Source organism: Pseudomonas putida, from assembly GCF_005080685.1.
In the GTDB taxonomy this organism is placed as follows: Bacteria; Pseudomonadota; Gammaproteobacteria; order Pseudomonadales; family Pseudomonadaceae; genus Aquipseudomonas; species Aquipseudomonas putida_V.
Genome location: NZ_CP039371.1, coordinates 3,199,458 through 3,224,436, shown reverse-complemented (window position 1 = coordinate 3,224,436; position 24,979 = coordinate 3,199,458). Strand labels below are relative to the sequence as shown.

Annotated in this window: 15 protein-coding genes; 5 read left to right on the top strand and 10 right to left on the bottom strand. The window is 64.7% G+C overall.

Annotated elements, in window-relative coordinates; all coding sequences use genetic code 11:
* Positions 1–52: 52 nt before the first annotated feature.
* A complete protein-coding gene (locus tag E6B08_RS14760) occupies positions 53–268 on the top strand; it encodes a cold-shock protein (RefSeq protein ID WP_136914708.1) in 216 nt (71 codons plus the stop codon).
* Between the two features lie 218 nt (positions 269–486).
* On the opposite strand, the gene E6B08_RS14755 is transcribed toward E6B08_RS14760, so the two are convergent.
* The gene (locus tag E6B08_RS14755; RefSeq protein WP_136914707.1) at positions 487–1,584 is read right to left on the bottom strand and encodes an alkene reductase; all 1,098 of its coding nucleotides are present in this window, start codon (positions 1,582–1,584) and stop codon (positions 487–489) included.
* Between the two features lie 309 nt (positions 1,585–1,893).
* Between E6B08_RS14755 and E6B08_RS14750 the strand changes: the two genes are divergently transcribed.
* Together E6B08_RS14750 and aldA are read left to right on the top strand one after the other, a co-directional pair.
* Entirely contained in the window at positions 1,894–4,074 is a 2,181-nt protein-coding gene (locus tag E6B08_RS14750) for a PQQ-dependent dehydrogenase, methanol/ethanol family (protein WP_136914706.1), read from the top strand.
* 7 nt (positions 4,075–4,081) lie between these two features.
* The gene (aldA, locus tag E6B08_RS14745; protein WP_136914705.1) at positions 4,082–5,515 is read left to right on the top strand and encodes an aldehyde dehydrogenase; all 1,434 of its coding nucleotides are present in this window, start codon (positions 4,082–4,084) and stop codon (positions 5,513–5,515) included.
* A gap of 323 nt (positions 5,516–5,838) precedes the next feature.
* Here the strand turns inward: aldA and E6B08_RS14740 are convergent, their stop codons facing one another.
* From E6B08_RS14740 to E6B08_RS14730, 3 genes are all read right to left on the bottom strand, one after another.
* On the bottom strand, positions 5,839–7,749 hold the full coding sequence (locus E6B08_RS14740) for a sigma-54-dependent Fis family transcriptional regulator (RefSeq protein ID WP_136914704.1): 1,911 nt from the start codon (positions 7,747–7,749) through the stop codon (positions 5,839–5,841).
* A gap of 71 nt (positions 7,750–7,820) precedes the next feature.
* Positions 7,821–9,338 carry an FAD-dependent oxidoreductase gene (locus E6B08_RS14735; protein WP_136914703.1) on the bottom strand — a complete coding sequence of 506 codons (1,518 nt, stop codon included), beginning with the start codon at positions 9,336–9,338 and terminating at the stop codon, positions 7,821–7,823.
* Positions 9,339–9,507: 169 nt separating this feature from the next.
* Entirely contained in the window at positions 9,508–10,836 is a 1,329-nt protein-coding gene (locus E6B08_RS14730) for an MFS transporter (protein ID WP_136914702.1), read from the bottom strand.
* Positions 10,837–10,999: 163 nt separating this feature from the next.
* Between E6B08_RS14730 and E6B08_RS14725 the strand changes: the two genes are divergently transcribed.
* Together E6B08_RS14725 and E6B08_RS14720 are read left to right on the top strand one after the other, a co-directional pair.
* A complete protein-coding gene (locus E6B08_RS14725; RefSeq protein ID WP_136914701.1) occupies positions 11,000–12,097 on the top strand; it encodes a sugar diacid recognition domain-containing protein in 1,098 nt (365 codons plus the stop codon).
* Positions 12,098–13,026: 929 nt separating this feature from the next.
* Positions 13,027–14,166 carry a glycerate kinase gene (locus E6B08_RS14720; RefSeq protein ID WP_136914700.1) on the top strand — a complete coding sequence of 380 codons (1,140 nt, stop codon included), beginning with the start codon at positions 13,027–13,029 and terminating at the stop codon, positions 14,164–14,166.
* Between the two features lie 17 nt (positions 14,167–14,183).
* Here the strand turns inward: E6B08_RS14720 and E6B08_RS14715 are convergent, their stop codons facing one another.
* The 6 genes from E6B08_RS14715 to E6B08_RS14690 all read right to left on the bottom strand — a co-directional run bounded on the left by E6B08_RS14715 (position 14,184) and on the right by E6B08_RS14690 (position 24,974).
* The gene (locus tag E6B08_RS14715; protein WP_136914699.1) at positions 14,184–15,053 is read right to left on the bottom strand and encodes a phosphate/phosphite/phosphonate ABC transporter substrate-binding protein; all 870 of its coding nucleotides are present in this window, start codon (positions 15,051–15,053) and stop codon (positions 14,184–14,186) included.
* Complete coding sequence (locus E6B08_RS14710; RefSeq protein WP_136914698.1) at positions 15,041–17,368, bottom strand: putative bifunctional diguanylate cyclase/phosphodiesterase; 2,328 nt, start codon at positions 17,366–17,368, stop codon at positions 15,041–15,043. Before E6B08_RS14710 ends, E6B08_RS14715 begins: the two co-directional genes overlap by 13 nt.
* A gap of 80 nt (positions 17,369–17,448) precedes the next feature.
* Complete coding sequence (locus E6B08_RS14705) at positions 17,449–18,453, bottom strand: SCO family protein (RefSeq protein ID WP_136914697.1); 1,005 nt, start codon at positions 18,451–18,453, stop codon at positions 17,449–17,451.
* Positions 18,454–18,569: 116 nt separating this feature from the next.
* Positions 18,570–21,965 (bottom strand): Ig-like domain-containing protein, encoded by a 3,396-nt coding sequence (locus E6B08_RS14700; protein WP_136914696.1) that lies wholly within the window; start codon positions 21,963–21,965, stop codon positions 18,570–18,572.
* Between the two features lie 338 nt (positions 21,966–22,303).
* Positions 22,304–23,632: a TolC family outer membrane protein gene (locus tag E6B08_RS14695; protein WP_136914695.1), complete on the bottom strand. Its 1,329-nt coding sequence runs from the start codon at positions 23,630–23,632 to the stop codon at positions 22,304–22,306.
* A gap of 1 nt (position 23,633) precedes the next feature.
* A complete protein-coding gene (locus tag E6B08_RS14690; RefSeq protein ID WP_136914694.1) occupies positions 23,634–24,974 on the bottom strand; it encodes an HlyD family type I secretion periplasmic adaptor subunit in 1,341 nt (446 codons plus the stop codon).
* Positions 24,975–24,979: the final 5 nt, after the last annotated feature.

Below are 24,979 nucleotides of genomic sequence, written 5' to 3'. Positions count from 1 at the left end.
ACGAACATTCAGCGAAATGGCTTCAGTCTCGCGAGGAACGAAGGGGGTGGGCATGTCTGAAAAGCTTTTGGGAACGGTGAAGTGCTTCAACGATGACGAAGGCCATGGGTTCATCACCCCCGTCGACGATTCGGACGACGTCTTCGTCCATTTCACTGCTATTGAAACGAAAGGGTTCAGGACCTTGCTGCCAGGTCAGGCGGTGAGTTTCAGGAAGGTATCTGGCCCGAGGGGAATGGAAGCCGGGGAGGTGCAACTTGCGGAGTAGATCGGGCGCTGGATCCGAGGAAACGTCCTGCAAATGCAGCCACGACAAACTCAATACCAAGCCAGCCCACATTGTCCATTCTTGCCCTGTAGATAGGGGCTTTCACGATCATTGTGGGAGCGGCCTTGTGTCGCGATGGGCCGCAAAGCGGCCCCAATGCGGGCGATGGAGAGCTTAAATGAACAGCGTTAGGACATGGACGCCCCTTCGTACGTCGTTCAGGCGCGTTTGAGCGTCGGGTAATCGGTATACCCCTGCGCCCCATTGGCATAGTCGAACTGCGCCCGGTGCTCATTCAGCGGAGCCTTTTCGCGCAACCGTAATACCAGGTCCGGGTTGGCGATGAAGCTGCGGCCAAAAGCCACCGCGTCGATCAAACCACGGCCAATCAAGTCTTCGCCTTTTTCGGCGGTATAAGCGCCCGCTGCGATGATCACCCCTGGATAAGCAGCGCGAATCGCCTCGCGGAACTCATCACGCAGTGGTTTGCCACCGGCCCAGTCCGGTTCGGACAGGTGCAGGTAGGCGAGGTTGCGCTTGGCAAGCTCCTTGATCAGGTACAGGCCGGCCGCCTCCTGGTCTTCGCCATTGTCCACGCCGTTGAAGCCGCCCAGCGGGAATACGCGGATACCTACGCGCTCGGCACTCCAGGCGGCTACAGCTGCATCGACCGCCTCGAGGACGATGCGCGCCCGATTCTCCACGCTACCGCCATAGTGGTCCTCACGCTGGTTGGCGCTCGGGGTGAGGAACTGGTGCAGCAGATAGCCATGCGCAGCGTGCAGTTCGATGAAGTCGAAGCCAGCGTCGCGGGCGTTGACGGCCGCCTGGCCGAAGTCGGCGACGATACCTGCGATTTCATCGGTGCTAAGGGCGCGTGGCATGGACGTCTCGACGCGAAACAGGTTGCCTTGCTCGTCGCGCAGAGTCGTGCGGGCATCGGCGGCCAGCGCTGAGGGGGCCACCGGGGCTTCACCGCCTGGCTGCAACGTGGTGTGCGATACCCGGCCAGTGTGCCAGACCTGTACGGCACTGTGGCCGCCGGCGGCATGGATGCCTTCGTTGACCATGCGCCAGGCGGCGATCTGCTCGGCGCTGTGGATGCCTGGTGAACCCGAGTAGCCCTTGGCCTGGAAGGAAATCTGCGTCGCTTCGGTGATGATCAGGCCGGCGCTGGCACGCTGACGGTAGTATTCGGCCATCAGTGGCGTCGGCACATCGCCCGGCTCCAGGCTGCGCAGGCGGGTGAGGGGGGCCATGAACACCCGGTTGGGCAATGTCAGGGGGCCGATCTGCAGGGGGTGGAAGAGTTTCATTGCAGCTCCAGAGAGGGATAAACCGTTGGCGCGCACGATACCGGGATGATTCGGGAAAGGGGGGACCGGGATCCTGTCGTTCGAGTCCCCAATGGTCCGAGCCACGAGGGCCGCTGACACAGTTGTGCCAATCACGCATCACCTGTGCCGCCGCTGACCCAGGAAGGCGTTTGCATCGCAGGCTGGAGTACAGCCGCAGATCCGTCTATTTCGGGGCTTTCAGGTGCTCCAAGGGTCTCTGGCACAGCCATTGCTCTCGATCTTGGCGACGTCTCGCACCGTCGCCATAACAAGAAACGGAGAGCCCCCATGAAACGATCAGGTCCGCACCGCCGGCCCCTGTCCACTGCCCTGAGCTGCCTGACCCTGGCCCTTGCCTGTATCGCCCCTGCGCTTGCCGCCGAGGTCGACGGCAAGCGCATCATCGATGCCGACAAGGAACCCGGTAACTGGATGAGCCATGGTCGTACCTACGACGAGCAGCGCTACAGCCCGCTCAAGGCGATCAACCAGGACAACGTCAACCAGCTGGGCCTGGCCTGGAGCTACAAACTCGACCTCGACCGCGGCGTGGAAGCCACGCCCATCGTGGTCGATGGTGTGATGTACACCACCGGCCCCTTCTCGGTGGTGTATGCCCTGGATGCACGCAACGGCAAGCTGCTGTGGAAGTACGACCCGCAGTCAGACCGCCATCGGGCGGGCGAAGCCTGCTGCGATGCCGTCAATCGCGGGGTCGCGGTGTGGCAGGGCAAGGTCTATGTCGGCGTGCTCGATGGCCGCCTGGAGGCGATTGACGCCAAGACCGGCAAGCGCGTCTGGTCGGTCGACACCCGCGACGACCATAAGCGCAGCTACACCATCACCGGCGCGCCGCGCGTGGTCAACGGCAAGGTCATCATCGGCAACGGCGGCGCCGAGTTCGGCGTGCGTGGCTACGTGACCGCCTATGACGCCGAGACCGGCAAGCAGGCCTGGCGCTTCTTCACCGTGCCCGGCGACCCGAAGCTGCCGCCTGAAGACAAGGCCATGGAAATCGCCAGCAAGACCTGGCATGGCGACGCCTACGTCGAGTGGGGCGGTGGCGGCACGGCCTGGGACTCGTTCGCCTACGACCCGGAACTGAACCTTCTGTACATCGGCGTTGGCAACGGCTCGATGTGGGACCCGAAATGGCGTAGCCAGGCCAAGGGTGACAACCTGTTCCTGTCGTCGATCGTGGCGGTCAATGCCGACACCGGCGAATACGCCTGGCACTACCAGACCACCCCAGGTGACGCCTGGGACTTCACCGCTACCCAGCACATGATCCTCGCCGAGCTGCCAATCGACGGCAAGCAACGCAAGGTGCTGATGCAAGCGCCGAAGAACGGCTTCTTCTACGTGCTCGACCGGGCCACGGGCGAGCTGTTGTCGGCCAAGAACATCGTGCCGGTGAACTGGGCCAAGGGCATCGACATGAAGACTGGCCGCCCGATTCTCGACGAGGATGCCGCCGCGTATTGGAAAGACGGCAAGCGCAAGCTGGTGACGCCGGCGTTCTGGGGCGCCCATGATTGGCACCCGATGTCCTACAACCCCAACACCGGATTGGTGTACATCCCGGCGCACATCATGTCGGCCTACTACGAGCACATCCCCGATGCGCCCAAGCGCAATCCGTTCAAGAGCGTGTACCAGCTGGGCCTGCGCACCGGGATGATGCCCGAGGGCGCCGATGGCCTGCTGGAGATGGCCAAGACCTGGTCTGGCAAGCTGATCGCCTGGGACCCGGTCAAGCAAGCCCCGGCCTGGGAGGTGCCGTACATCACCATTTTCAATGGCGGCACCCTGAGCACCGCTGGCAACCTGGTATTCGAAGGCAGCGCCGATGGGCGGGTGATCGCGTATGCCGCCGACGACGGCAAGAAACTGTGGGAATCGCCAGCCGCGAGTGGGATAATGGCCGCGCCCATCACCTATTCGGTGGACGGCGAGCAGTATGTGACCTTCATGGCAGGCTGGGGCGGGGCGTTCTCGACCTTCGCCGGGGCGCTGTCGCTGCGCGCCGGGGTCCAGCCGTTCTCGCAGGTGCTGACCTACAAGATCGGTGGTACTGCCAAGCTGCATGAACCCGCGCCACCGGCCGACGCGCCAGAGCCGCCAGCGCTGACCGGCGATGCCCAGGCCGTTGCCGCTGGCGCGGCGCTGTACGACGGCAACTGTTCGCAGTGCCATGGCATCCATGCCGTCAGCGGCGGCGTGTTGCCTGATCTGCGCAAGCTCAGTGCGGAGAAACACCAGATGTTCCTCGGCATTCTCTATGGCGGGCGGGTGCCCGACGGCATGCCGTCGTTTGCCGACAACCTCAAGCCCGAACAGGTGGAACAAGTGCACCAGTACCTGATCAAGCGCGCCCACGACCTCAAGCGCGAAGGCAACGCCTGGCAGCAATTCAGCGCCAAACCGGCCGCCCAGCCGCCGTTGGCCGATAACCATGCAAAGGAGTGAAACGACCATGAGCGATGCGACCTACCAGAACTTCATCGACAACGGCTTCGTCGGCAGCGAGTCCCTGATCGAGGTCTACAACCCGGCCAACGGCAAGTTGCTCGCACGGGTGCCGGAGTCCCCGGCCGAACAGGTTGAGCGCGCCATCGCCGCAGCACGCAAGGCACAGCGCGGCTGGGCGGCGAAAACCGCCATCGAGCGTGCGGGGTACTTGCGTCAGATCGCAGCAAAAGTGCGGGCCAACGCCGATCGCCTGGCACGTATCATCACCCAGGAAGGCGGCAAGGTACCGGCCCTGGCTCAGGTCGAGGTCAATTTCACCGCCGATTACCTGGACTACATGGCCGAATGGGGGCGGCGCCTGGAGGGCGAGGTGCTGACCAGCGACCGCGCCGGCGAGCACATTTTCCTGATGCGCAAGCCGCTGGGCGTGGTGGCGGGCATCTTGCCGTGGAATTTCCCATTCTTCCTGATTGCGCGCAAGATGGCCCCGGCGTTGATCACCGGTAATACCATCGTGATCAAGCCCAGCGAAGAAACACCGATCAACTGCTATGAATTCGCCCGTTTGGTGGCCGAGACCGATCTGCCTGCGGGGGTCTTCAATGTGGTCGGCGGCAAGGGCGCCAGTGTTGGCCATGGCCTTTCCAGCCATGCCGGAGTGGACCTCGTGAGCTTCACCGGCAGCGTCGCCACCGGTGCGCGGATCATGGCCGCAGCGGCGCCGAACATCACCAAGCTGAACCTCGAACTCGGCGGCAAGGCGCCGGCAATCGTGTTGGGCGATGCCGACCTGGACCTGGCGGTGAAGGCCATCGTCGCCTCGCGGGTGATCAACACCGGGCAGGTGTGCAACTGCGCCGAACGGGTGTACGTGGAGCGCAAGGTAGCCGACGCCTTCGTCGACAAGGTGGCCCAGGCCATGGCAGCGACCCGCTATGGCGACCCCTCGCAGCAGGCGGACCTGGACATGGGGCCGCTGATCAACCAGGCCGGGCTCGACAAGGTCGCGCAGATGGTCCGCACTGCGGTCGGGCAGGGTGCCCAGGTGGCCACGGGCGGGCAGGTGGCCGACCTCGGTGCGGGCTTCCATTACCAGCCGACGGTGCTGGCTGGCTGTTCTGCCGACATGGAGATCATGCGCAAGGAAATCTTCGGGCCGGTGTTGCCGATCCAGGTGGTGGAGGATCTCGATGAGGCCATTGCGTTGGCCAATGACAGCGAGTACGGCCTGACTTCGTCGCTGTACACCCGGGATCTCAACGCGGCGCTCAAGGCCTGTCGTGAGATCGATTTTGGCGAGACCTACATCAACCGGGAGAATTTCGAGGCCATGCAGGGTTTCCACGCCGGGGCGCGCAAGTCCGGGATCGGCGGGGCCGATGGCAAGCATGGGTTGTATGAGTACACGCGGACCCAGGTGGTGTATATCCAGGGTTGAGGGGGAGGCGGGATAGGCCCGTCTGAAGAGCATCTTTGCTCATGAGATCGAGCGCCGCCCGCGCGGCGCATCGCGACGCAAGGCCGCTCCCACATCTGTTTCGGGCCAATTATGTAGGGTAGGCCATGGTTGTCAGCCTGGTGGGCCGGCGCGATATCTGTGCTGTCCCCCAAGGCAAACACCATGGCCTGCCAGACAGTGGCACGTTGCAACAAATGTGGGAGCGGCCTTGCGTCGCGATGCGCCGCGCGGGCGGCGCTCGATATAGGCGGCACCACATATCCATCGTCAAGCGCTCGAAGCCCCAAGCAGTCCCCGTGCAATCACCCCACCAGGTTCGGCTGTACAATCCCATACCGCTTCATCTTCCGATACAACGTCGAACGCGAAATCCCGGCCGCTTCGGCCGCCGCGCTCATGTTCCACCTTTCGCGCTTCAGCACCTCAAGCAGATGCCGTGCCTCGGCATTCTCGACCTGCAACTCCAGCGCCGAGTGCGTTGCTGGGCCAGCCTGGTCCAGCAGCTCTTCCGGCAGATCGGCCAGTTCGATCACGCCATCCTCAGCCAATGCCACCGCATAGCGCAGCGTGTTGAGCAACTGCCGCACGTTGCCCGGCCATGGATGGTGCAGCAGGCAATTGCGGGCCTCGCTGCTCAGGCGCAAGCCGGCGCCACTGGGCAATCCCGCCAGCAACTGCTCGATCAAATCGGCTCGGTCGCTACGCTCGCGTAGTGCCGGCAGCACCATGCGCATGCCGCACAGGCGATAGTACAGATCCTGGCGAAAACGCTTGTCGGCGATCATCGCCTGCAGGTCCTGGTGCGTGGCGGAGATCACCTGGATGTCCAGCGCCACGGGCGTATCGGCGCCCAGAGGCAACAACTCGCGCTCGGCCAGCACGCGCAACAGGCGCGTTTGCAGGTGCGCCGGCATGTCGCCGATTTCGTCGAGGAACAGCGTTCCGCCATTGGCCAGCTCCAGCTTGCCCTTCATGCCCTTGCGGTTGGCGCCGGTGAAACTGCCGGCGCGATAGCCGAACAGTTCGCTCTCGATCAACGACTCGGGAATCGCCGCGCAGTTGAGCGCCACGAATGGCCCTGCCTGACGCCGGCTGGCCTGATGCAGGGCGCGGGCGAACGCCTCCTTGCCGGTGCCGGTCTCGCCATGCAGGAGAATGGCGATTTCCTGGTCCAACACCTTGCGCAGCCGCCGGACGCCTTGCTGCAGCTGCGGGTCACTGCCGGCCAAGCGCTCCAGGCTCGGGTGACGGATGCCGGGAGCGACGCCGGGACGTGCCGGGGCTTGGCGGTATCCGGCAGGCACGCGCAGGCCGACGTCCAGCAACTGCTCATCCTGGCTGCGCAGATGAGCACCTCGGGCGCCGCCGCGCGTAAGGTCGAGCAGGGCATCGACGTTGGCCGGCAGCAGTTGGTCGATGCGTCGCCCCAGCAAGGCATGGGGGTACGCGGCGAACGCCGCCTGGTTGGCACCGATCACCCGGCCGCTCGGGTCCAGGGCCAGCAGCTGTTCGTTGGCCAGGTCGGCGAGGTCGTCACGGGGCGTGACCGCCAGGGTCAGGCAGTCGCGATAACGCTGGCGAAAATGGGTGTTCTCGATCAGCCGGGCGTACAGCGTCACCAGTTGCAGGGTGAGCTGCTGGGCTTGCTTGGGACCCTCGTTTTGCAGGCAGGTGGCGTTGAGGCAGCCAAGCAGTTGGCCCTGGGCGTCGAACAGGGGCGCCACCGAGCAGCTGAGCCTCGCGTTGGCCGAAAGGAAATGCTCCTGGCGGTGAATGGTCAAGGCTTGGCGCGACGCCAGGGCGGTGCCGATGCCGTTGGTGCCGGCGATCGACTCGTCCCAGCGGGCGCCCACGCGCAACCCTGAGCGGGTATAGCGCTGCTGGTCGGCAGGCAGGCGTGCGTCCAGGGTGATGCCGTCGGCATCGCTGAGCAGCACGGCGAAGCCGGCATCCACCACACGCCGGGCCAAGCCGCTGACGCCCTGGCTGGCTATCGCCAGGTAGGCCTCGTGCTGGGCCTGGTGCTGACGTACCTCGGCGGCGCTGAGAATGTTGTCGACGTGGCGCAGCTCGGGGTCCAGGCGGTGCTGGTTGATGCTGCGGTACCATGACTCGGCGATCACCGCCTCGGGCTGCAGGCCGCGGTCGGCGAAGTGGCAGTCGATGAAGGCCGCCAGCTCGCTGGGGCGGGGTGTTCCTGGATACGCAGGCATGAGCGGTCCATGGCTTGTTATTGTGGTGTGCCAACCATAGCTGGTTTTTGCCTGGGTAGCCTGGTCGCAGGTCAGATCAATGCCAGGGCATCGGCCAGGCTCAGGGGGCGTTTCATTCGCTGCGACAACTGTGCCATGGCGTCGGAATAACCTTTGGCGATCACCGCTTCGACCTGATCGCCCACGCACTGCAAGGCAATGAAGTCACCTTGTTCAGGCTCGCCGACGAACTCGATATGGTCCCAGTCCCGCGCATGGCCCAGCACTTCATAAGTACGGCCATGTTGATACGTCCAGAAAAACGGCACGTCGTCGTACTGGCGCTGCTCGCCGAGCATGTTGGCGGCGGCGATCACGGCGTGCTGCTGGGCCAGGCGCCAATGTTCGATGCGTATCGGGCGACCGGCCAGGGGGAAGGTCGCAATGTCGCCTGCGGCCCACAGGCCATCGGCGACGCGCAGCTGCGCGTCGGCCTTCACCGACTGGTCCTTTGCCAGGTCCAGCCCATGAAGGAAGGCGGTCGCCGGGCTGACCCCGGTGCCCAGTAACACCAATGGCGTGGCCAGCCGCTCGCCATTGGCCAGTTGCACGGCCTCGACCTGGCCCTGGCCCTCGAAACGCAGTACTTCGGTGGGGCCATGGAACGTCACGCCCTTGCGCTCGTGCAACTGACGGATGCTGCGACCGATCCGTTCGCCCAGTTGCTTGGCCAGTGGTACCTCATGGCGGCTCACCACGTGTACCTGCAAGCCATATTTGTGAAGCGCCGCAGCGGCCTCCAGGCCAATGAATCCGTCGCCAACGATCACCACCGGTTGCCCGGGCTCGGCCGCATCGAGCAGGCGCTCGGCATCTTCGCGCGAGCGCAGGGTCAGCACGCCGGCAAGGTCGGCACCGGCAATATCCGGGCGGCGAGGCTTGCCGCCGGTGGCCAGCAACGCCGCGTCGTAGTCGATTCGCTGGCCGTCGGCGAGGGTGATGCTGCGCTTTTTCACATCCAGCCCGCGCACCTTGGCCTGGCGCCGCTCCAGCCGACCCTGGCGCAGGACGTCGGCCTCAAGCAGCGTGGGCACCTCATCGGGTGGCATCTCCCCGGCGATGACGAATTTGCTCAGCGAGGTACGGTCATAGGCGGGCTGACGCTCCTGGTCGAGCCACAGCAGGTGGCCGTTGAATCCATGGTCCAGCAGGGTGGCGACCGCCGCCGAACCCGCAGCGCCGGCGCCGATCACCACGAAGCGACGGGCATCGCTGTGGCGCGGTGTCGTGGGTGTGGGCAAGGGCTGGTCGTCGACCCAGACCTGGCCATTTTCGACCCAAGTGCGATAGCGCCGCAGATCGGCCAGGGCAGGGGGTTCGCAGACGGTGCCTGAGTCGGCGGCGAAAGCCGCTTTGTGCCACGGGCAGACCATCAGGCCGTTGCAGATCACGCCTTCGTCAAGGGGCGCGCCGGCGTGCGGGCAGTTGGCCTGGTAGGCGTGCACCCGGTCGCCCTGGTGGACGAGGACGACTTCTTCGTTACCGGCCTGCACGCGCAGGGGGCGTTTGCTGTCGAGTTGGTCGAGGGTAGCCACGGCATGGCGGGTCATGGGCTTCTCCAAAGGGGCCTTTGGAACCATTTGACGCCTGGGAGGTGAAGGGGATGCGTTGATCTGACGATCGGAGGGGAATTTGCAGGTTTCGGGTGGTCTGGGAAGGACTATTCGCGGGCAAGCCCGCTCCTACAGGGTTAGCGGTGATCCTGTAGGAGCGAGGGGGTCAATTGGCCCGGGCGGTTTTCAGTGCGCCCGCGCGCGTGACGCGCAGGGCTACCAGGCTACCGACGATGATCAGACCTGCCAGCGAGTACAGTGCGGCATCGGTGGAGCCAGTCTGGTCCTTGATGAAGCCGACCAGGTACGGGCTGAGGAAACCGGCCATCTGCCCGACCGAGTTGATGATCGCAAGGCCCGCGACGGCCGCGCCGGCGCTGAGCAGGGCGGTCGGCATCGGCCAGAACATCGGCAGGCCGGTCAGCGCGCCCATGGTGGCGATCGACAGGCCGAGGATGGCCACCGGTGGGTTACCGGCGAAGTTGACCGCGATCAGCAAGCCGATGGCGCCCATCAGCATCGGTACCACCAAATGCCAACGGCGTTCGTTGCGCAGGTCGGCAGAGCGGCCGCAGAGGATCATGAACACACCGGCCAGCAGGTACGGAATGGCGCTCAACCAGCCGATCAGCAGCGGGTTGTCGAAGCCCATGTTCTTGATGATCGACGGCAGCCAGAAGTTGATGGCGTACACGCCACTCTGGATGCAGAAGTAGATGAAGCCGAAGGTCCAGATCAGCGGGTTGGTCAGCACGGCGAGGATACCGTCGCCCATGGTGTTGGGCTTGCTGGCGGCATCGGCGTTGAGGTCCGCTTCGATCAGTTGGCGCTCGGTCGGGCTCAGCCAGGCAGCCTTCTGGTAGCCGTCGCTGAGCAGGCCGATGGCCAGGACGCCCAGGGCCACGGTTGGCAGGCCCTGGATCAGGAACATCCATTGCCAGCCGGCCAGGCCGTGCTGGCCCGCCGCGAAGTGATCGAGGATCCAGCCGGAGAACGGCCCGCCAAGCAGGCCCGAAACCGGAATCGCCGACATGAACAAGGCCATGATGCGACCACGACGGTCTGCCGGGAACCAGCGCGAGAGGTACAGCACCACGCCCGGGAAGAAACCGGCTTCGGCGGCGCCGGTGAGCAGGCGCAGGGTGTAGAACTCGGTGGGGGTGGTGACGAACAAAAGGCAGGTCGACAATGCGCCCCAGGCGATCATCATCGCGGCGATCCAGCGCCGTGGCCCGAAGCGGTTGAGCGCCAGGTTGCTGGGCAGGCCACAGAGCACGTAGCCGATGAAGAAGATGCCGGCACCCAGGCCGTACACGGTTTCGCTGAACTTCAGTGCGTCGAGCATCTGCAGCTTGGCGAAGCCCACGTTGACGCGGTCCAGGTAGTTGAACAGGTAGCAGATGAAAATGAACGGAATCAACCGCAGGGTAATGCGCCGATACAGCGCGTTGCGGGTGGTGTCGTTGCCTTGGTCAGCGGCAGGGCTGTGTGCCATGATCGAAATCTCTGTTGTTATGGTTGTCGCCGCGTCGCCTGTGCCGGCGCTCGCCCTGACGAGTCTCGGGGAGTGCGACGCGCCTGTCTTTGTGCTTTTGCACAGCCGAGGCGCTACGATGCTGTGCTACCTCACAAAACCTAACCTCTCAAGGATCCGCTGAATGTTCGAACTGGACCATGACCTGGCGCAGGATATCGTTGATCGGGCCATGGCCATCCTGCCATGCAACGTCAACGTCATGGACAGCCAGGGCTTGATTCTAGGCAGTGGCGAGCGCGAGCGCATCAATACCCGGCATGAAGGGGCGCAACTGGTGTTGGCCAATGGTCGTATCGTCGAGTTGGACACCGATGCCGCCAAGTGCTTGAAGGGCGTGCAGCCTGGGGTCAACTTGCCGTTGATGCTCGATGGCCGGTTGATCGGGGTGCTGGGGCTCACGGGCGATCCCGTGCAACTGCGCACCTATGGCGAACTGGTGCGCATGACTGCAGAAATGCTGCTGGCCCAGCGTCACCTGCAGGTGGAGCAGCAGTGGCGGCGCCAGCGTTGCGATGACTTGCTGGCCTTGCTCCTGGGTGGCAGCGGCGACTCCCCAAGGCTGCTCGACGAGGCCCAGCAGCTTGGCCTGAAGCCGCAATTGCCGCGTGTTCCCTGCCTGTTCGAACTGCGCGCCGGGCCGCCCGCCGAAGCGCTTTCGGCGTGGCTGCTCAGCCGCTACCCGGAAAGCTGGTGCGTCAGCCCATCGCGCGAGTCGCTGCTGTGGTGTCGTCCCGCCAGCGTGGCGCTGGATGAAAGCCGTTTGTTCGAGCGCCTGCAGCGCCATGGCTGGGAGGTCGAGCGCCTGGCCCTGGGTAGCGTGGCGCAGAGCCTGGAGCAGTTGCGTCGCGGCTATCGGCGGGTGCGCGACCTGCTGGCGTACGGCCGCGAGGTGCTCCCTGACGAACGTCTGTTGAGCCTGGCCCGCTACCGCTTGCCGGCGTTGCTGTGGCGCCATCGCAACGACGATGCACTGGATGAACTGTTGGAGCCGTTGCTGCGCATCCGCGCCAAGGATGGCAGCGGCCAGTTGCTGCCGACCCTGCGCGCCTGGTGTGCGCACGATGGTCAGAGCCAGGCCTGCGCCGATGCCTTGGGCATCCACCGCAACAGCCTGCGCTATCGGCTCGAGCGCGTGGCCGAACTGGGCGAGGTCGATCCGCTGCGGCTGGAGGGCATGCTCAGCCTCTACCTGGGCCTGCAACTGTTGCCGGCGGGCTGATCCGTCTTGGCACGGGGTGGGGAATGGTTATTCACGGATTGTCGGGGACTTGGCTTGGCTTGGCATTTAGATCGTGAGCTAATCCAATGTGTGTAGCGGCGCTACTGGCCCCTTCCGCCTTTACGGCGGGTCCCTTTTTTCTTGGAAAAAGGGACGCAAAACCGCTTGCTCCTGCATCCGGCCCTCCGCTGCGCTACGGGTCCCCTCGCTACGGCGCCTTCCGGGCCCGCGCGGCCTACGACTTGCTCCGCAAGTCTACATCTCGCGCCTTCGGCTACGCCGAAGGGTGCTGCGCACCTGGCCCTACAGGCGCCTACGCTCGGCCTCCTGACGTCGCAAAGTTAGCGGCGGTGCCTGCACGGGCGTTATCTTCGAAAGACACACCGCGTTATCCGCTCCAACACAAAACGATAGGTAGAGGGAAAAGCGAGAGCGCAGCGATTCGCCTGCCGTTGCTCTGGCTCTTGATCTGGCTCTTGATCTTGATCTACCCGCGACCTCAGGAGGCCGAGCGTAGGCGGCTGGAGGGCCAGGTGCGCAGCACCCTCCGGCGTAGCCGGAGGCGCGAGATGTAGACTTGCGCAGCAAGTCGTAGGCCGCGCGGGCCCGCAAGCCGCCGGAGCGAGGGAACCCCGAAGCGCAGCGTAGGGGCCGTATGTGGGAGCAAGCGGTTTTGCGCTCCTTTGTCCAAGAACAAAGGAGCCCGCCGTAAAGGCGGAAGGGGCCAGTAGCGCCGCTACACCCCTCGGATCAGCCCCCCAATCCCAACGCCCAAACCCAAACCCAAACCCAAACCCAAACCCCACTAATCCATGAACAACCTGAAAAATGCATTTGCCCAAACAAGCACCGCAGCCTTTTGTGCATTCGACCGAGGCTAGCCTGCAGCGCAGCTGTCAGCATGCGATCATCTGGACAGGAGAATCCCCATGAAAATCGTCATCGCCCCCGACTCGTTCAAGGACAGCCTGGACGCCGCTGGCGTGGCCCAAGCCATCGCCGACGGCCTTGCCGAGGCCTGGCCGGGCGCCGAGCTGATCGAGTGCCCGATGGCGGACGGCGGCGAAGGCACACTGGACGCTATCGTTGCCGCCAGCCAGGGCGAGCTGCGTCGCCAGGTGGTGCGCGGCCCGCTGGGACAGAGCGTCGAGGCCGGCTGGGGCTGGCTGGCGGACAGCCGTACCGCGGTGATCGAGATGGCCCAGGCCAGCGGTATCCAGCTGGTGCCCCAGGGCCAACGCGACGCTTGCCGCAGCAGCACCTGGGGCACTGGCGAATTGATTGCCGCCGCTTTGGCCGCCGGGGCCCAGCGTATCGTCCTGGCCATCGGCGGCAGCGCCACCAATGATGGCGGCAGCGGCATGCTGCGGGCGTTGGGCCTGCGCCTGTTCGACGCCGAGGGCCAGGCCCTGGCGGAAGGCGGCCTGGCCCTGGCCGACCTGGCGCGCATCGATGCCAGCGACCTCGACCCGCGCCTGGCCGAGGTCTGCGTCGAGGTCGCTGCGGATGTCGACAACCCCCTGTGCGGCGTCAATGGCGCCTCGGCGATCTTCGGCCCACAGAAAGGCGCCAGCCCCGAGCAGGTGCAGGCCCTGGACCAGGCGCTGGGCCATTTCGCCGACCACTGTGCGCAACTGCTCGGTGAAGATCTGCGCGATGCCCCAGGCTGCGGTGCTGCCGGTGGCATGGGCTTTGCCGCCAAGGCATTCATGGGCGCGCGGTTCCGTCCTGGTGTCGAGGTGGTCGCGGAACTGGCCGACCTCGACACGCAGGTACGGGGCGCAGACCTGGTGATCACGGGCGAAGGGCGCTTCGATGCCCAGACCCTGCGTGGCAAGACCCCCATGGGCGTGGCCAAGGTCGCCAAGCGCCATGGCGTGCCGGTGGTGGTGCTGGCTGGCACCCTGGGCGAAGGCTACCAGCAGCTGTATGCCCATGGCATCGATGCCGCTTTTGCCCTGGCCAGTGGACCGATGAGCCTGGAACAGGCCTGTGGCGATGCTGCCGCGCTGTTGCAGGCCAGGGCCAGTGACATCGCCAGGCTCTGGCAGGTCGCCCGCAAGGCCTGAAGTACCGGGGCGCCCGGTCAGCGGCTGTTCGAGGCGTCCATCAGGCGCTCCAGCGGGGCGTATTCGGCCTGGCTGACCGGTACCAGGCCGCTGGCATCCTGCGAGGCGACGAAGCCTGCGAGAGCCTGCGGGTCATCCAGCATCGCCTTGCGCAATCGTTGCTTCAGCGCCGGGCACAGTGTCGCGCTGAACACATAAGGGTCGTAGTAGATCGGTTTCGAGCGCCAGAGCGCCTTGAACCGCTCAGCCGGCAAGTGGTGATCGGCCAGGTAGGCGTCGGCCCGCTCGCTGGCGACGAATGCCGCGTCGACGCGGCCAGCCAGCAGTGCTTCCAGCGCCTTGTCGTGGGTGCCGGCATAGACCAGGGCGCCAAAGTAGCTCGATAGCGGGCCCCCGACCTGGGCGGCGAACTCCACTTGCGGCACCAGGCTGCCCGAGGTGCTGGCCGGGTCGCTCAACGCCACCCGCTTGTCGCGCAGGGCCGCATAGTCGTCCGGGCCTTCGGCGCGGGTCAGCAGCAAGGCCTGGTAGTGGTTGCCGGCGGGCGTGTAGGGGCCGGCACTCAAGGTGAAGGTGGCGAACGGCTCGATCCGGGGATCGCGCCGATGAGCCAGCATGTACGAGGCCGGGCCCAGGCGGGCGAGGTCGGCGCCGCCCGAGACGATGGCGTCCACCACGCTTTCGTAGGAGGGAGCGATCACCAGTTCGACCGGCACCCCTGCAGCCTGGCTCAGGCGCTCGAGCAGGGGCTGGTGTTCGGCGATCATCTGCTCGCTGCTCTTGATCGGAATCACCGCCAGGCGCAGGCTGCGCGGCGTGCAGTCGGCGAGGCTGGCACTGGCGTGCAGGGCAATCGACAGCAGAGCAAAGGCGGTCAATACACGCATGATCGTTCCTCGCTGCCATTGAACGGTGGGTACTCGCGCAGCTGCAGCGGCGACAGGGGGCGGCTGAAGTAGTAGCCCTGGGCGATGTCGCAGCCGGCGAGCTTCAGGCAGACCACTTGCTCGCGGGTTTCCACGCCCTCGGCGACCACCTCCAGGCCCAGGCGCTTGGCCAGGATGATGGTCGACGACACGATCGGGCTGTCGTCGTAGCTGTTGGACAATGGCGCGATCAACGAACGGTCGATCTTGAGCTTGCTCAGTGGCAGCGCCTGCAGGTGCGCGAAGCCTGCATAGCCGCGGCCGAAATCGTCCAGGCTGATGCCGATACCGGCGCCACGCAGGCAGTGCAAGTGCTCCACAGCGGTCCCCTCCGGATCAAGGATGGTGGTTTCGGTGATTTCCAGTTCCAGCCGCCGCGGATCGATGCCCTGTTGGCGCAACTGGCCCAGCAAACGCACGGCGAAGTCGGCCTGGCGCAGTTGCAGCGCCGACACGTTCACCGCCAGCCGCGCGCAGCGGCCATCGTGGCGCCAGTGGGCCAGCTCTTGGCAGGCCAGGCGCAGCACCTCCCAGCCCAGGTCGATGATGAAACCGCTGCGCTCGGCCATGGCGATGAAACGATCGGGGTAGAGCAGGCCGAACTCGGGGTGATCCCACCGCACCAGGGCTTCGTAGCCCAGTACTTGCTGGGTATCCAGGCGGATCTGCGGCTGGTAGTGGAGCACGAACTGGCGCTCGGCCAGTGCACTGCCAAATGCCTGTTCGAGCGTGAACGCCTGGATGTCCGAAACGTTCAACGAGGGGTCGAAGAAGCGGTACTGCGCGCGCCCGGCCTGCTTGGCCGAGTACATCGCGGCGTCGGCGCAGCGGATCAGGCTGTCGATGTCCTGGCCATCGCGAGGGCAGATGCTCACGCCGACGCTGGGGCTGGTGTTGACCTCCTGACCGTCCAGGGCATAGGTAGCCGAGAGCTTGTGCACCAGGGTGCGGACCCAGTCGTTGATGCGTTCTTCGCTGCGCTCGCCGGCCAGCAGCACCACGAACTCGTCGCCACCGAACCGCGAAGCTTCGTCACCCGGTTCCAGCAGGCGCTGGATGCGCCCGGCCACGGCCTGCAACAACAAGTCGCCAATCTTGTGCCCGAGTGAATCGTTGATCGACTTGAAGCGGTCCATGTCGATGAACAGGATGGCGAGTAGGCGGCGCTTGCCGCGTTGGCGGGTCAACGCCTGGCTGGCCACCTCGACGAACTGCCGGCGGTTGTGCAGGCCGCTCAGGTGATCGGTGGCGGCCGCGTGGCTGCTGCGCCGATGTTCGTCCTCGAGCCGGTCGATCAACTGGCGGTTGACCTGCTGGGCCTGCTCCAAGGCGCTGAAAGCCTCCTGGCGCTTGCGCAGCAGGCGCAAGGTCCAGGCCAGGCTGGCGAGGATCATCAGGGTCATGCTCAGGTTGAGCCAGAACTGACGACCGTAAGCCCGCGCGGAAGCCGCGAGGATCTCGTCGTGGCGCTGGCTCACCACCACGCTGAAGCCGCGTTCGGCCACCCGCCGATACAGGCTCTGGTAGGGTTCCCCCGCGGCGTACTGGGTAACCAGGCCGCAGGCCTCGTTGCCTTGTGACAATGCGGGCAGTAACGCATCGCCGGCGACCACCACGCCACTGGAGTCGATGCGCAGACGCTCCTGGCCATCGTCCTGGAGCAGGCGCACCAAACCGCTGCGGCCCAGATCGATATGCTGGAACAGCACGGCCAGATAACCGATATCCAACTGCACCACGAGAATGCCATCGATTTCCCGACCAGGCAGGTCGGTCAGCGGCAGCAGAAAGGGCAGGCGCCAGGTGGGCACCGCTGTGGGACTGTCGCTTTGGCTGGCCTTGGGCAGGAAAGGTTTGAATCCGTGATGGGCGACGTGCTGTTGCAGCTGCGCCAACCAATCCTGCGGTAGTACCTGGACTTCGTCGGGCTGACTGGCCGAAAGCAGCCGGCCTTGCCGGTCATACAGGCTCTTGCGCTTGAACACGGGGTCTTCGGCCAGTATTCGGGCCAGGTTGAAACTGCCTTGGCGCAGCGCTTTCATGTCGTCCTGGGTGCCGCGGCCAACGGCTTGGGCGCGGTCGACCAGTTGGCGCAGGCTTTCGGCGACGATACTGGCAAGGTTCAGGTGCTCGGCCGCCTTGGCCGACAGCGCATCCTGGCGCGAGGCAACTTTTTGGGTGAAGTACAGCCCCCAGAGAAATGCCAGGGTGGCGGCGCAGAGCATCATGATCAACAGCCGCAGCAGGCCTGCGGACGAAAGAGAGCGGCGGATCACTGCTGGTATTCCCTACCCTGGGTGATCCTCGAAAAATACGACAGACAGATGACAGTCTCGTGACTGATGGCTAAATGCCTTTAAGGTTTTTCCGTAGCCGCTACCGGGGTCTGGATGCGCGAGGTCTCGTTTTCCAGATAATCGAGCAGCGCCGTGACCTCGGCGTCACCCAGGCGCATGTTGGGCATCGCCAGGCCTTTGTACTGGTCGAGCAGCAACATGGCCAGCGGGTCTTTTTCGGCGAGCATCTGGTCCGGCGCTTTCAGCCAGCGGGTCAGCCACTGGATATCCCGTTGGCGCGTCACTCCCAGCAGGTCGGGGCCGATGCCCGGTTGGCCGCCAGGTTCGGCATTGCCCAGGGTGTGGCATGAGGAGCAGCGGGTGCGGAAGATCTGTTCGCCGCTGCTGGGTGGGCGCACCTGCGGTGCATTGGCATAGTCGTTGGCCATGGCGCTGGCTTGCTTCCAGTTGTGCAGGCTGTTGCCCAGGCGGTCGGCCAGGATGTAGGGGCTTTCGAAGGGCGAAGCTTTCATCCAGCGGCCGGTGCTCTGGTTGCCGATGATCAGGCTCAGGTTGTGGTCCTTCGAGCGGCCATTTTCCAGGCCATCTATATAGAGGCCCAGGCGCCGGCGCAGTTGCTCGATGTCGTCGGGTTCGCCGGTGAGCAGGGTCCAGCCGGGGCCGATGCCGAATTTCTCGGCGTAGCGTTTGAGGGTGGCGGGCGTGTCGTTGTAGGGGTCGATGCTGATGGAGTAGAGGAAGATATCCTTGCCGACCCGGTCGCCGAGAATTTTCTGTACCTGGCGCAGACGTGCGGTTTCCACCGGACAGGAGTCGGAGCAGCCGGTGAAGATGAAGTTGATGGCCACTACCTTGTCTTTGATCAAGTCGTCGAAGAAATGCACTTTCTCGCCGTCCTGGGTCACCAGCGGGGTATTGGGAAAGTAATCGGCGCCCCACGGGCTTGCGCCGCTGGTGTTGGCAGCCGGCATGGGCAGGGCTTGCTGGACCGGTTTCAAAGGCCAGTAGTGGATACCGGCGGCGAACATCAGGAGCGCGAGCAGAACACGCCATGAACTGGCCATGATGCAATCCTCTTCGAATGATTGCGGGGCGTCATCGCCGGCAAGACGGCTCCTACGGTGTTGCTAGGAGCTGCTTGCCGGCAATGGGCCGCAGAGCGGCCCGTGTCACGAACGACTCACTTGACGCTGATCGGCGCCGTCACGCTGCCCCCGAGCGCCGAATTCACGGTGATCGTAGCCGCGGTGGCGGGGCCGTTGCCGGTGGTGGTCACCGATATCCGCCAGCGCGCCCCGGTGCCCAAGGCGCTGAGCGTGGCTTGGCCGAGGTTCAGCGGGCCGGCCGTGGTCGCGGCGGTCACGCTGATACTGTTGCCTGCAGCTACCGAGGTGGTGCCGGAGATATCCCAGGTGTAGCGGTTGTTGCTGCGCACCTGCACTGCTGCGCTGCTGACCTGGATCTGGTCGGCCACTACCGCTGGCGACACTGCGACACTCACCGTGGCCGGGCTCGCCGACTCAGCGCCTTTGGCGTCGCGCGCCGAGTAGGTGAAGCTGGCGGTGAATGGCGTCGGTACGCTTTGCGGTGGTGTGTAGGTCACTTTCAGGCCGTCGGTACTGACCGTGCCTTGGCCCGAGTCCGGTTGGGCCAGGCCCACCACGCTCAGGGGCAGGTTGCCCTCTGGGTCGGTGTCGTTGGCCAGCACGTTGATCACGATCGGCTTGCCGGCGTTGGTCGCGGCGCTGTCGTTGACGGCTACCGGCGGTTTGTTGCTGTTGTCTTCGCCATTGTTGGAACTGGCGGTGCGGAAGGTCGGCAGGCCCACCGAGGCCACGTATTCCACGCCATCCCAGCCCGGCAACGGAGTCGGCATCACCTGGAACTGGCCAGGATGCTCCAGGTCCCAGCGCAGCAGCATCGACGAGTCTTCATGCTGGGTGTTATGGCAATGCTCCATGTAGGTCCCGGCGAACTCGCGGAAGCGGATGGCCATTTCCACCTCTTGCGAGGAGTCGGCATCCGGGCCGATGCGGTAGACGTCCTTGCGTGCCCATTTTTCCCACTCAGGCGGTGCCTTGCCGTCGCGGCTGAGGACCACGCCTTCCTCGAAGTGCACGTGCACCGGGTGGCTCCAACCGTTGCCGCCGTTCTTGATCTTCCAGACTTCCAGGGTGCCGTCGCCGCTGAAACCGCCAGCGGTGGCTTCACTGGCCAGTTGCGGGGCCGCAGTGATGCGCCGTGGGTCCATGCTGTAGCCGAAGCCGCCGTCGGTCTTGATGGTCCACGGCGTGGTGTCGGTACCATCGGAGCGGCCGAACAGGAACTCGCGGTGGCGCGCAGCCTTGATCTTCTCCTTGTCGGCGACCGAGTTGCGGTCCAGGGTCAGCGGGATCATCTTCAGGCCTTCGGCCTTGCCAGGCTTGGCCGGTTCATAGGCGGTCGGGTCCATGGCCTGGTCCACGCCGCTATAAGGCTGTACCAGCAGTTGCAGGAACTTGCCGACCACCGGGTCGCCGTCGTCCCACTCAGGGCCTTTGCTGGTTTGCTTGATCACCGCCTTGTATTTTTCCGACAGCACATCGGCGAGTGAAATGGTTTCGGCAGGCCCTTTGCCGGTGTCATGCTCCTGGAGGTTGACGAAGTACAGCTTGTCGCCCGCCTTGATGCCGTTCTTGGCGAAGTTGATGATGATGTCGTAGCGCTCGGCGATGCCTTGCAGCGGCAGGATGCCGTTGTTGTCCTGCAGGTTGCCGTCGCCGTTGAGGTCCAGGGTGCCGTCGAACGGAACTGCGTGTTCCATGATATTGCCGTCGTTGGCGATCATGTGGAACGGTACCCGCGCATAGGACAGGTTGGAGCCGGACGGGCCCTTGAATTCGCCGCCGTTGCCGGCGATTTCACGTACCACGGCGAATTTGAAATAGCGCGACACCGAGCCATTGAGGATCCGGAAGCGGTAGCTGCGCGCCCGCACCTTGAGCTTGGGTTGGTACTGCCAGTTGACCAGGATCTGGTCGCCGAGGAAGCCGTCGGTGTTGAACGGGTTGAACCACAATTGGCCATTCTCGTCCCAGGCCTTGTCGGCGATCACCAGATTGACGTCATAGTCGCGGTTGCCCCAGGGCATGCCCGTGCCGCTCGGGAAGCGCAGGTTGACACCATCCTGGAGGGCTTCGTTGCCGCGGTCGATGGCACTGTAGTAGTTCATCATCACGGCGTTGCCCTTGTAGACGTTCTGCGCCGTGAAATCCATCATGTGGTCGTGGAACCAGTGGGTGCTCATGGTTTCGCGCCAGTCGCCACGGATCTTGATGCTGCCGTTGTCGCAGGTCTTCAGGCCTGGCGTGGCGTCGTTGACGTACAGCGTCTCGCCCGGCGAGCAGGGGAACGCCGCACGCGGATCCTGGGCACGGGTGTTGATGGTGTCGTAGCCTGCCAGTTGCACCGGCCAGCGGTAGTCGTAGTACTGGCCTGGGAAGAAGTAGGCATTGGCGAAGCCGTCACTCTCGGCCGGCGAGTGGCCGTTGTGCTCGTGGGTCGAGATCGTGTGCAGGCCGAACCCGCCGTTGGCCGATGGGTCGATCGGCAGCGCGTTGTAGTGGCGCATCAGCACCGGCTGGCCATAGCGCACCATCAGCAGCTTGGGCGGGAAGGTGCCGTCGAATGTCCACAGCGACTTGTGGTTCTGCAATGGGAAGTTGGGGTGGAAACGGGTGTCGATGCCTTTGGTCGTGCCCAGCGTGGTCGGGATGTCCGAGGTCTGGTAGTACAAGCCGCCCGGCGCGAACTCGCCCGTGGCGTAGTTGTGCAACTGCCTGCGGTCACGCAGCCCCTGGTTGATACGTGCACCGGCCTGTGCGGTCTTGAACGCGGCCTGGGGATAGAACTCGTTCCAGCGTTGGTGTGACCAGCCCTTTCCTGGTGGACGGCCCTCGGCGGGCGAACCGACCGAGTTGCGGTTCAGGAACAGCTCGATCTGCGCCTTCCACGGGTTGCGGTCGAGCGTGTTGGAGTACTGGGTCGGGAACGGGAACAGGCCCGGTTGCTTGAGGAAGGCTTCCAGCGCGGTGCCGTTGGGGCTGCTGCGGGCCACCACGTTGGGGTCCTGCGCCGGGGCTTGGCCCAGGGTCGGCACGGGGAAGGTGAGTTCCTGAGGCGGCTGGTTGGGGTCGAGTTTTTCCAGGCCGAATTCTTCGAACAGCAGCAACTGCTGGGTGAAGGGCTGGGCGCCGAACAGCGGGCTCGGCTTGCCGTTGGTGGGGTAGTTGCGCGAGGTTTGCTGGGCAGGTTGCAACACGTTGTCGATGCGCACGGTGTCGCGGTTGCCGAACGCGCCGTTTGGCAGCTCCAGCGCGCCCTCATTGGCCTCGGGCAGGTTGAACAGGTTCAGTAACGCAGGATTCGGGTCGGCTGGCTGGTCGGTATAGGCAGATGGGTCCGTCGGCGGCGGCTGGCCCACATCATCGAGCGAAGAAGCGCTGGCGGAAATCAATCCAAAGCCAAGCAGCAGTGCGGTAACGGCTGAGAGTGGGAACGCGTGGCGGTTTGGGTGGAACACGGCAGGGGTTTTCATTGCCTGATGCCTCGCTTGCTAAAATGGCCTTTGGCCGCCAGTGGCTTTTTGCCTGTCTTCAAGGGGTTCAGCAACGGGTGTGCCAACTGACAGGACTGGTAATGCTTTGTTAAACAAATGCTTGCGGCGCCTGGTGTGTGCTAAATAAAAGCGCGTCAATTACTGGGGGAAGGCCCCCGCTAACGGGGTTGACCAAGCCCCCAACAGTGGTGATTGGTCCCCACGGCCCAAGCCCGTGATTGCGGGGAACACGCCGATCCGTTCGGTGATTTCCAGGTGCAGTTTCCCCGGCCCTGACGAAGCGGCCAGCAGTCGAAGCCAAGGGCAAACCCGGACGCTCAGTTGGTTACCAGCAGTTCCGGGCCTAGGTAATCGTTGATCTGGTCGATGTCGTCGTCACCGAGGCTGCCGACCGACGAAGCCAGGCGCAGGCGCGACATCAGGTAGCGCAGTTTGGCCTCAAACAGGTCGTGACGGGCGACGAACAACAGTTCCTCGGCATTGAGCACATCGGAGTTGGTGCTGGTGCCGCCTTCCTTGAAACCCTTGCGGGTCGAAAGCAACGAGCGCTCGTTCGATGCCACGGCCTTTTCCAGGGCGCGAATGCGCAGGGCGCCGCTCTGCACGCCGCGGTATTCCCGGGTGGTGCCAGAGATGACTTCCTCGCGCGTGGCATCGAGTTCGTCCTGGGCCTTGGCGCTGTTGGCACTGGCCTGGCGGGTCAGGGCGCTGACGCCACCACCGCTGTAGAGCGGGATGTTGATTTCCAGGCCGATCGAGCTGTAGTGATTGCGCTGATTGAGCTCGGACAGCGACTGGCTTTCGCCCGCGGTGTAGCCGGCGACGAAATCCAGCGTTGGCCAGTGCCCGGCCCGGGCGCGCCTGACTTCTTCCTCGGCCAGTTCGAAACTGGAGCGCCGCGCATGGATCAGCGGGCTGTCGGCCTGCGCCTTGATCAGCCAGTCCTGAAGGTTGCCTGGCAGCAGCGGCGGGGTGGCGAAGCCGGCTTGCAGGGTGGTCAGCGATGCCGGCGTTTCGCCGATGAATTCCTCGAGTGCACGCCGGGCATTGACCAGGTTGTCCTGTGCCTCGATCAGCTCCGCTTCGGCCAGGTCACGCCGGGCAGCGGACTCGTCGATGTCGGTGATGGTGCCGGCGCCGAGTTCCATGCGTCGTTTCGCCGAGGCGAGCTGCTCTTCGAAGGCGGTGAGCTTGGCCTTGGCCAGGGTGATGGTTTCGCTGGCAAGGAGCACGTTGAAGTAGCTGTCGGCCAGGCGCACCGCGGCGTCCTGGCTCTTGGCATCGAACACGGCGACGCTGTACTCGGCGCGCTGCTGGCCCTGGCGGTATTCGGCCATCTTCTGCTTGTTGAACAGCGGCTGGCGCAGGCGCACGTTGGCCCCGGTCGAGTCGTAGTCGAGATCGTTGCTGATGCCGTTCTGGCGCTGGCTGCCGTTGACCTTGTTGCTGTACGCCGAGGCGTTGATCTGCGGCAGCAGGCCAGCCTTGCCGATGGCACGGTTTTCCAGCCCGGCCTGCTGTTCGTGCACGGCGGCGCGGTAGGTGGGGCCCTGATACTGCAATAAGTCCCAGGCCTGCTTGAGGTCCATGGCGCTGGCGGGCAGCGCCACGCCGAGCAGGCACGCGACGAGGCAATGACGGTTCATTTCATTGCTCCTTGAAGGCGCTGTCGACCCGTTCGAGCATCGGCTTGAGCAGGTAGCTCAGCAGGTTGCGCTCGCCGGTCTTGATGGTGACGGTCGCCGGCATGCCGGGGCGGATGTGGTTGCTGCCAAGCAGGCCCATGCCGGCCTGGGTCACTTCGACCTGGGCGAGGTAGAACGGCTGCTTGCTCTCTTCGTCGAGCAGACGGTCGGCGGAGATGGTCTTGACCCGGCCAGGGATGTTCGGCGTATGCGCATGGTTGAAGGCGGGGAAGGCGATGTCCACTGCCAGGCCCGGCTCCATCTTGTCGATGGCCTGCACTGGGATCATCGCGTCGACCTGAAGCGGCTCGCTGCCGGGGACGATCTCCATGATCTTCGCGCCGGGCTGGATGACACCGCCGACCGTGGCGATGCTCAGGCCCTGGACCATGCCGTCGATGGGCGAGCGGATCACCGTGTGGGTCACCTCGTAGTCCAGGGCGCGCAGGCGGTCGGCGAGGCTGGTGTTTTCCCGGGCGGTGTCGGTCAACTGCGATTCGACTTCCTTGAGGTAGTCGTGCTGGCGCTGCAGGATCCGCAGCTTGATCTCGGTGGCCTGGCTGCGCGCCCGGGCGATATTGTTGAGGTTCTCGGCCTGGCCGGCGGACAGGTCGGCGTTGTTGCGTTCCAGCTCCAGCAGGCGGTTGCGCGGCACGTAGCCTTCGGCGGCGAGTAGCCGGGTGCCTTGCAGCTCCTGGTTGAGAAAGCCGATTTGTGAAGCGCGCGCGCCGTAGACTTGCTGCAGGCCCTTGAGCTGCACGGTCGAAGCCGAGAGGTTCTCTTCAAGGATGCCGATTTCACCGGCAAGGCCCGCACGACGGGTGTCGAGCAGCCGCTGTTGCAGGTCCATGGCCGCGATCAGGCGGGGATCGCCAGCGAAACGTTCGAGCAGCGCCGGGTCGTAGACCACCTGGTCACGTCCATCTCGTTCGGCTTCGAGGCGGTTCTCCACGGTCTTGCCGACGATGTACTGGGCACTGACCGCACCCTGTTCGGCGGCAGCACGCAAGGCATCGAGGCGGACCAGTGGTTGGTCCTTGTTCACCGCATCGCCTTCACGTACGAGGATCGCCTCCACGGTGCCGCCGCTCAGGTGCTGCACCGCCTTGCGGTTGCTGGTGACCTTGACCGTGCCGGTGGCGACCACGCCGGCATCCAGCGGCGCCAGCCAGGACCACAGCAGAAACCCGCCGAATCCGGCGGCCATCAGCCACAGACCCCAGCGGGCGGGTTTGCCGACATCGAGGTCGATCAGACCAAAGCTGTCGTCGGGGAGCATGGGAGCAGGTTGGTTGAGGTTCATGATCG

What these genes read in the sequence shown, in the direction of transcription:
- E6B08_RS14760 (WP_136914708.1), top strand. Translation starts at nt 53, where the DNA reads ATGTCTGAAAAGCTTTTGGGAACGGTGAAGTGCTTCAACGATGACGAA.
- E6B08_RS14755 (WP_136914707.1), bottom strand. Translation starts at nt 1,584, where the DNA reads ATGAAACTCTTCCACCCCCTGCAGATCGGCCCCCTGACATTGCCCAAC.
- E6B08_RS14750 (WP_136914706.1), top strand. Translation starts at nt 1,894, where the DNA reads ATGAAACGATCAGGTCCGCACCGCCGGCCCCTGTCCACTGCCCTGAGC.
- aldA (WP_136914705.1), top strand. Translation starts at nt 4,082, where the DNA reads ATGAGCGATGCGACCTACCAGAACTTCATCGACAACGGCTTCGTCGGC.
- E6B08_RS14740 (WP_136914704.1), bottom strand. Translation starts at nt 7,749, where the DNA reads ATGCCTGCGTATCCAGGAACACCCCGCCCCAGCGAGCTGGCGGCCTTC.
- E6B08_RS14735 (WP_136914703.1), bottom strand. Translation starts at nt 9,338, where the DNA reads ATGACCCGCCATGCCGTGGCTACCCTCGACCAACTCGACAGCAAACGC.
- E6B08_RS14730 (WP_136914702.1), bottom strand. Translation starts at nt 10,836, where the DNA reads ATGGCACACAGCCCTGCCGCTGACCAAGGCAACGACACCACCCGCAAC.
- E6B08_RS14725 (WP_136914701.1), top strand. Translation starts at nt 11,000, where the DNA reads ATGTTCGAACTGGACCATGACCTGGCGCAGGATATCGTTGATCGGGCC.
- E6B08_RS14720 (WP_136914700.1), top strand. Translation starts at nt 13,027, where the DNA reads ATGAAAATCGTCATCGCCCCCGACTCGTTCAAGGACAGCCTGGACGCC.
- E6B08_RS14715 (WP_136914699.1), bottom strand. Translation starts at nt 15,053, where the DNA reads ATGCGTGTATTGACCGCCTTTGCTCTGCTGTCGATTGCCCTGCACGCC.
- E6B08_RS14705 (WP_136914697.1), bottom strand. Translation starts at nt 18,453, where the DNA reads ATGGCCAGTTCATGGCGTGTTCTGCTCGCGCTCCTGATGTTCGCCGCC.
- E6B08_RS14700 (WP_136914696.1), bottom strand. Translation starts at nt 21,965, where the DNA reads ATGAAAACCCCTGCCGTGTTCCACCCAAACCGCCACGCGTTCCCACTC.
- E6B08_RS14695 (WP_136914695.1), bottom strand. Translation starts at nt 23,632, where the DNA reads ATGAACCGTCATTGCCTCGTCGCGTGCCTGCTCGGCGTGGCGCTGCCC.
- E6B08_RS14690 (WP_136914694.1), bottom strand. Translation starts at nt 24,974, where the DNA reads ATGAACCTCAACCAACCTGCTCCCATGCTCCCCGACGACAGCTTTGGT.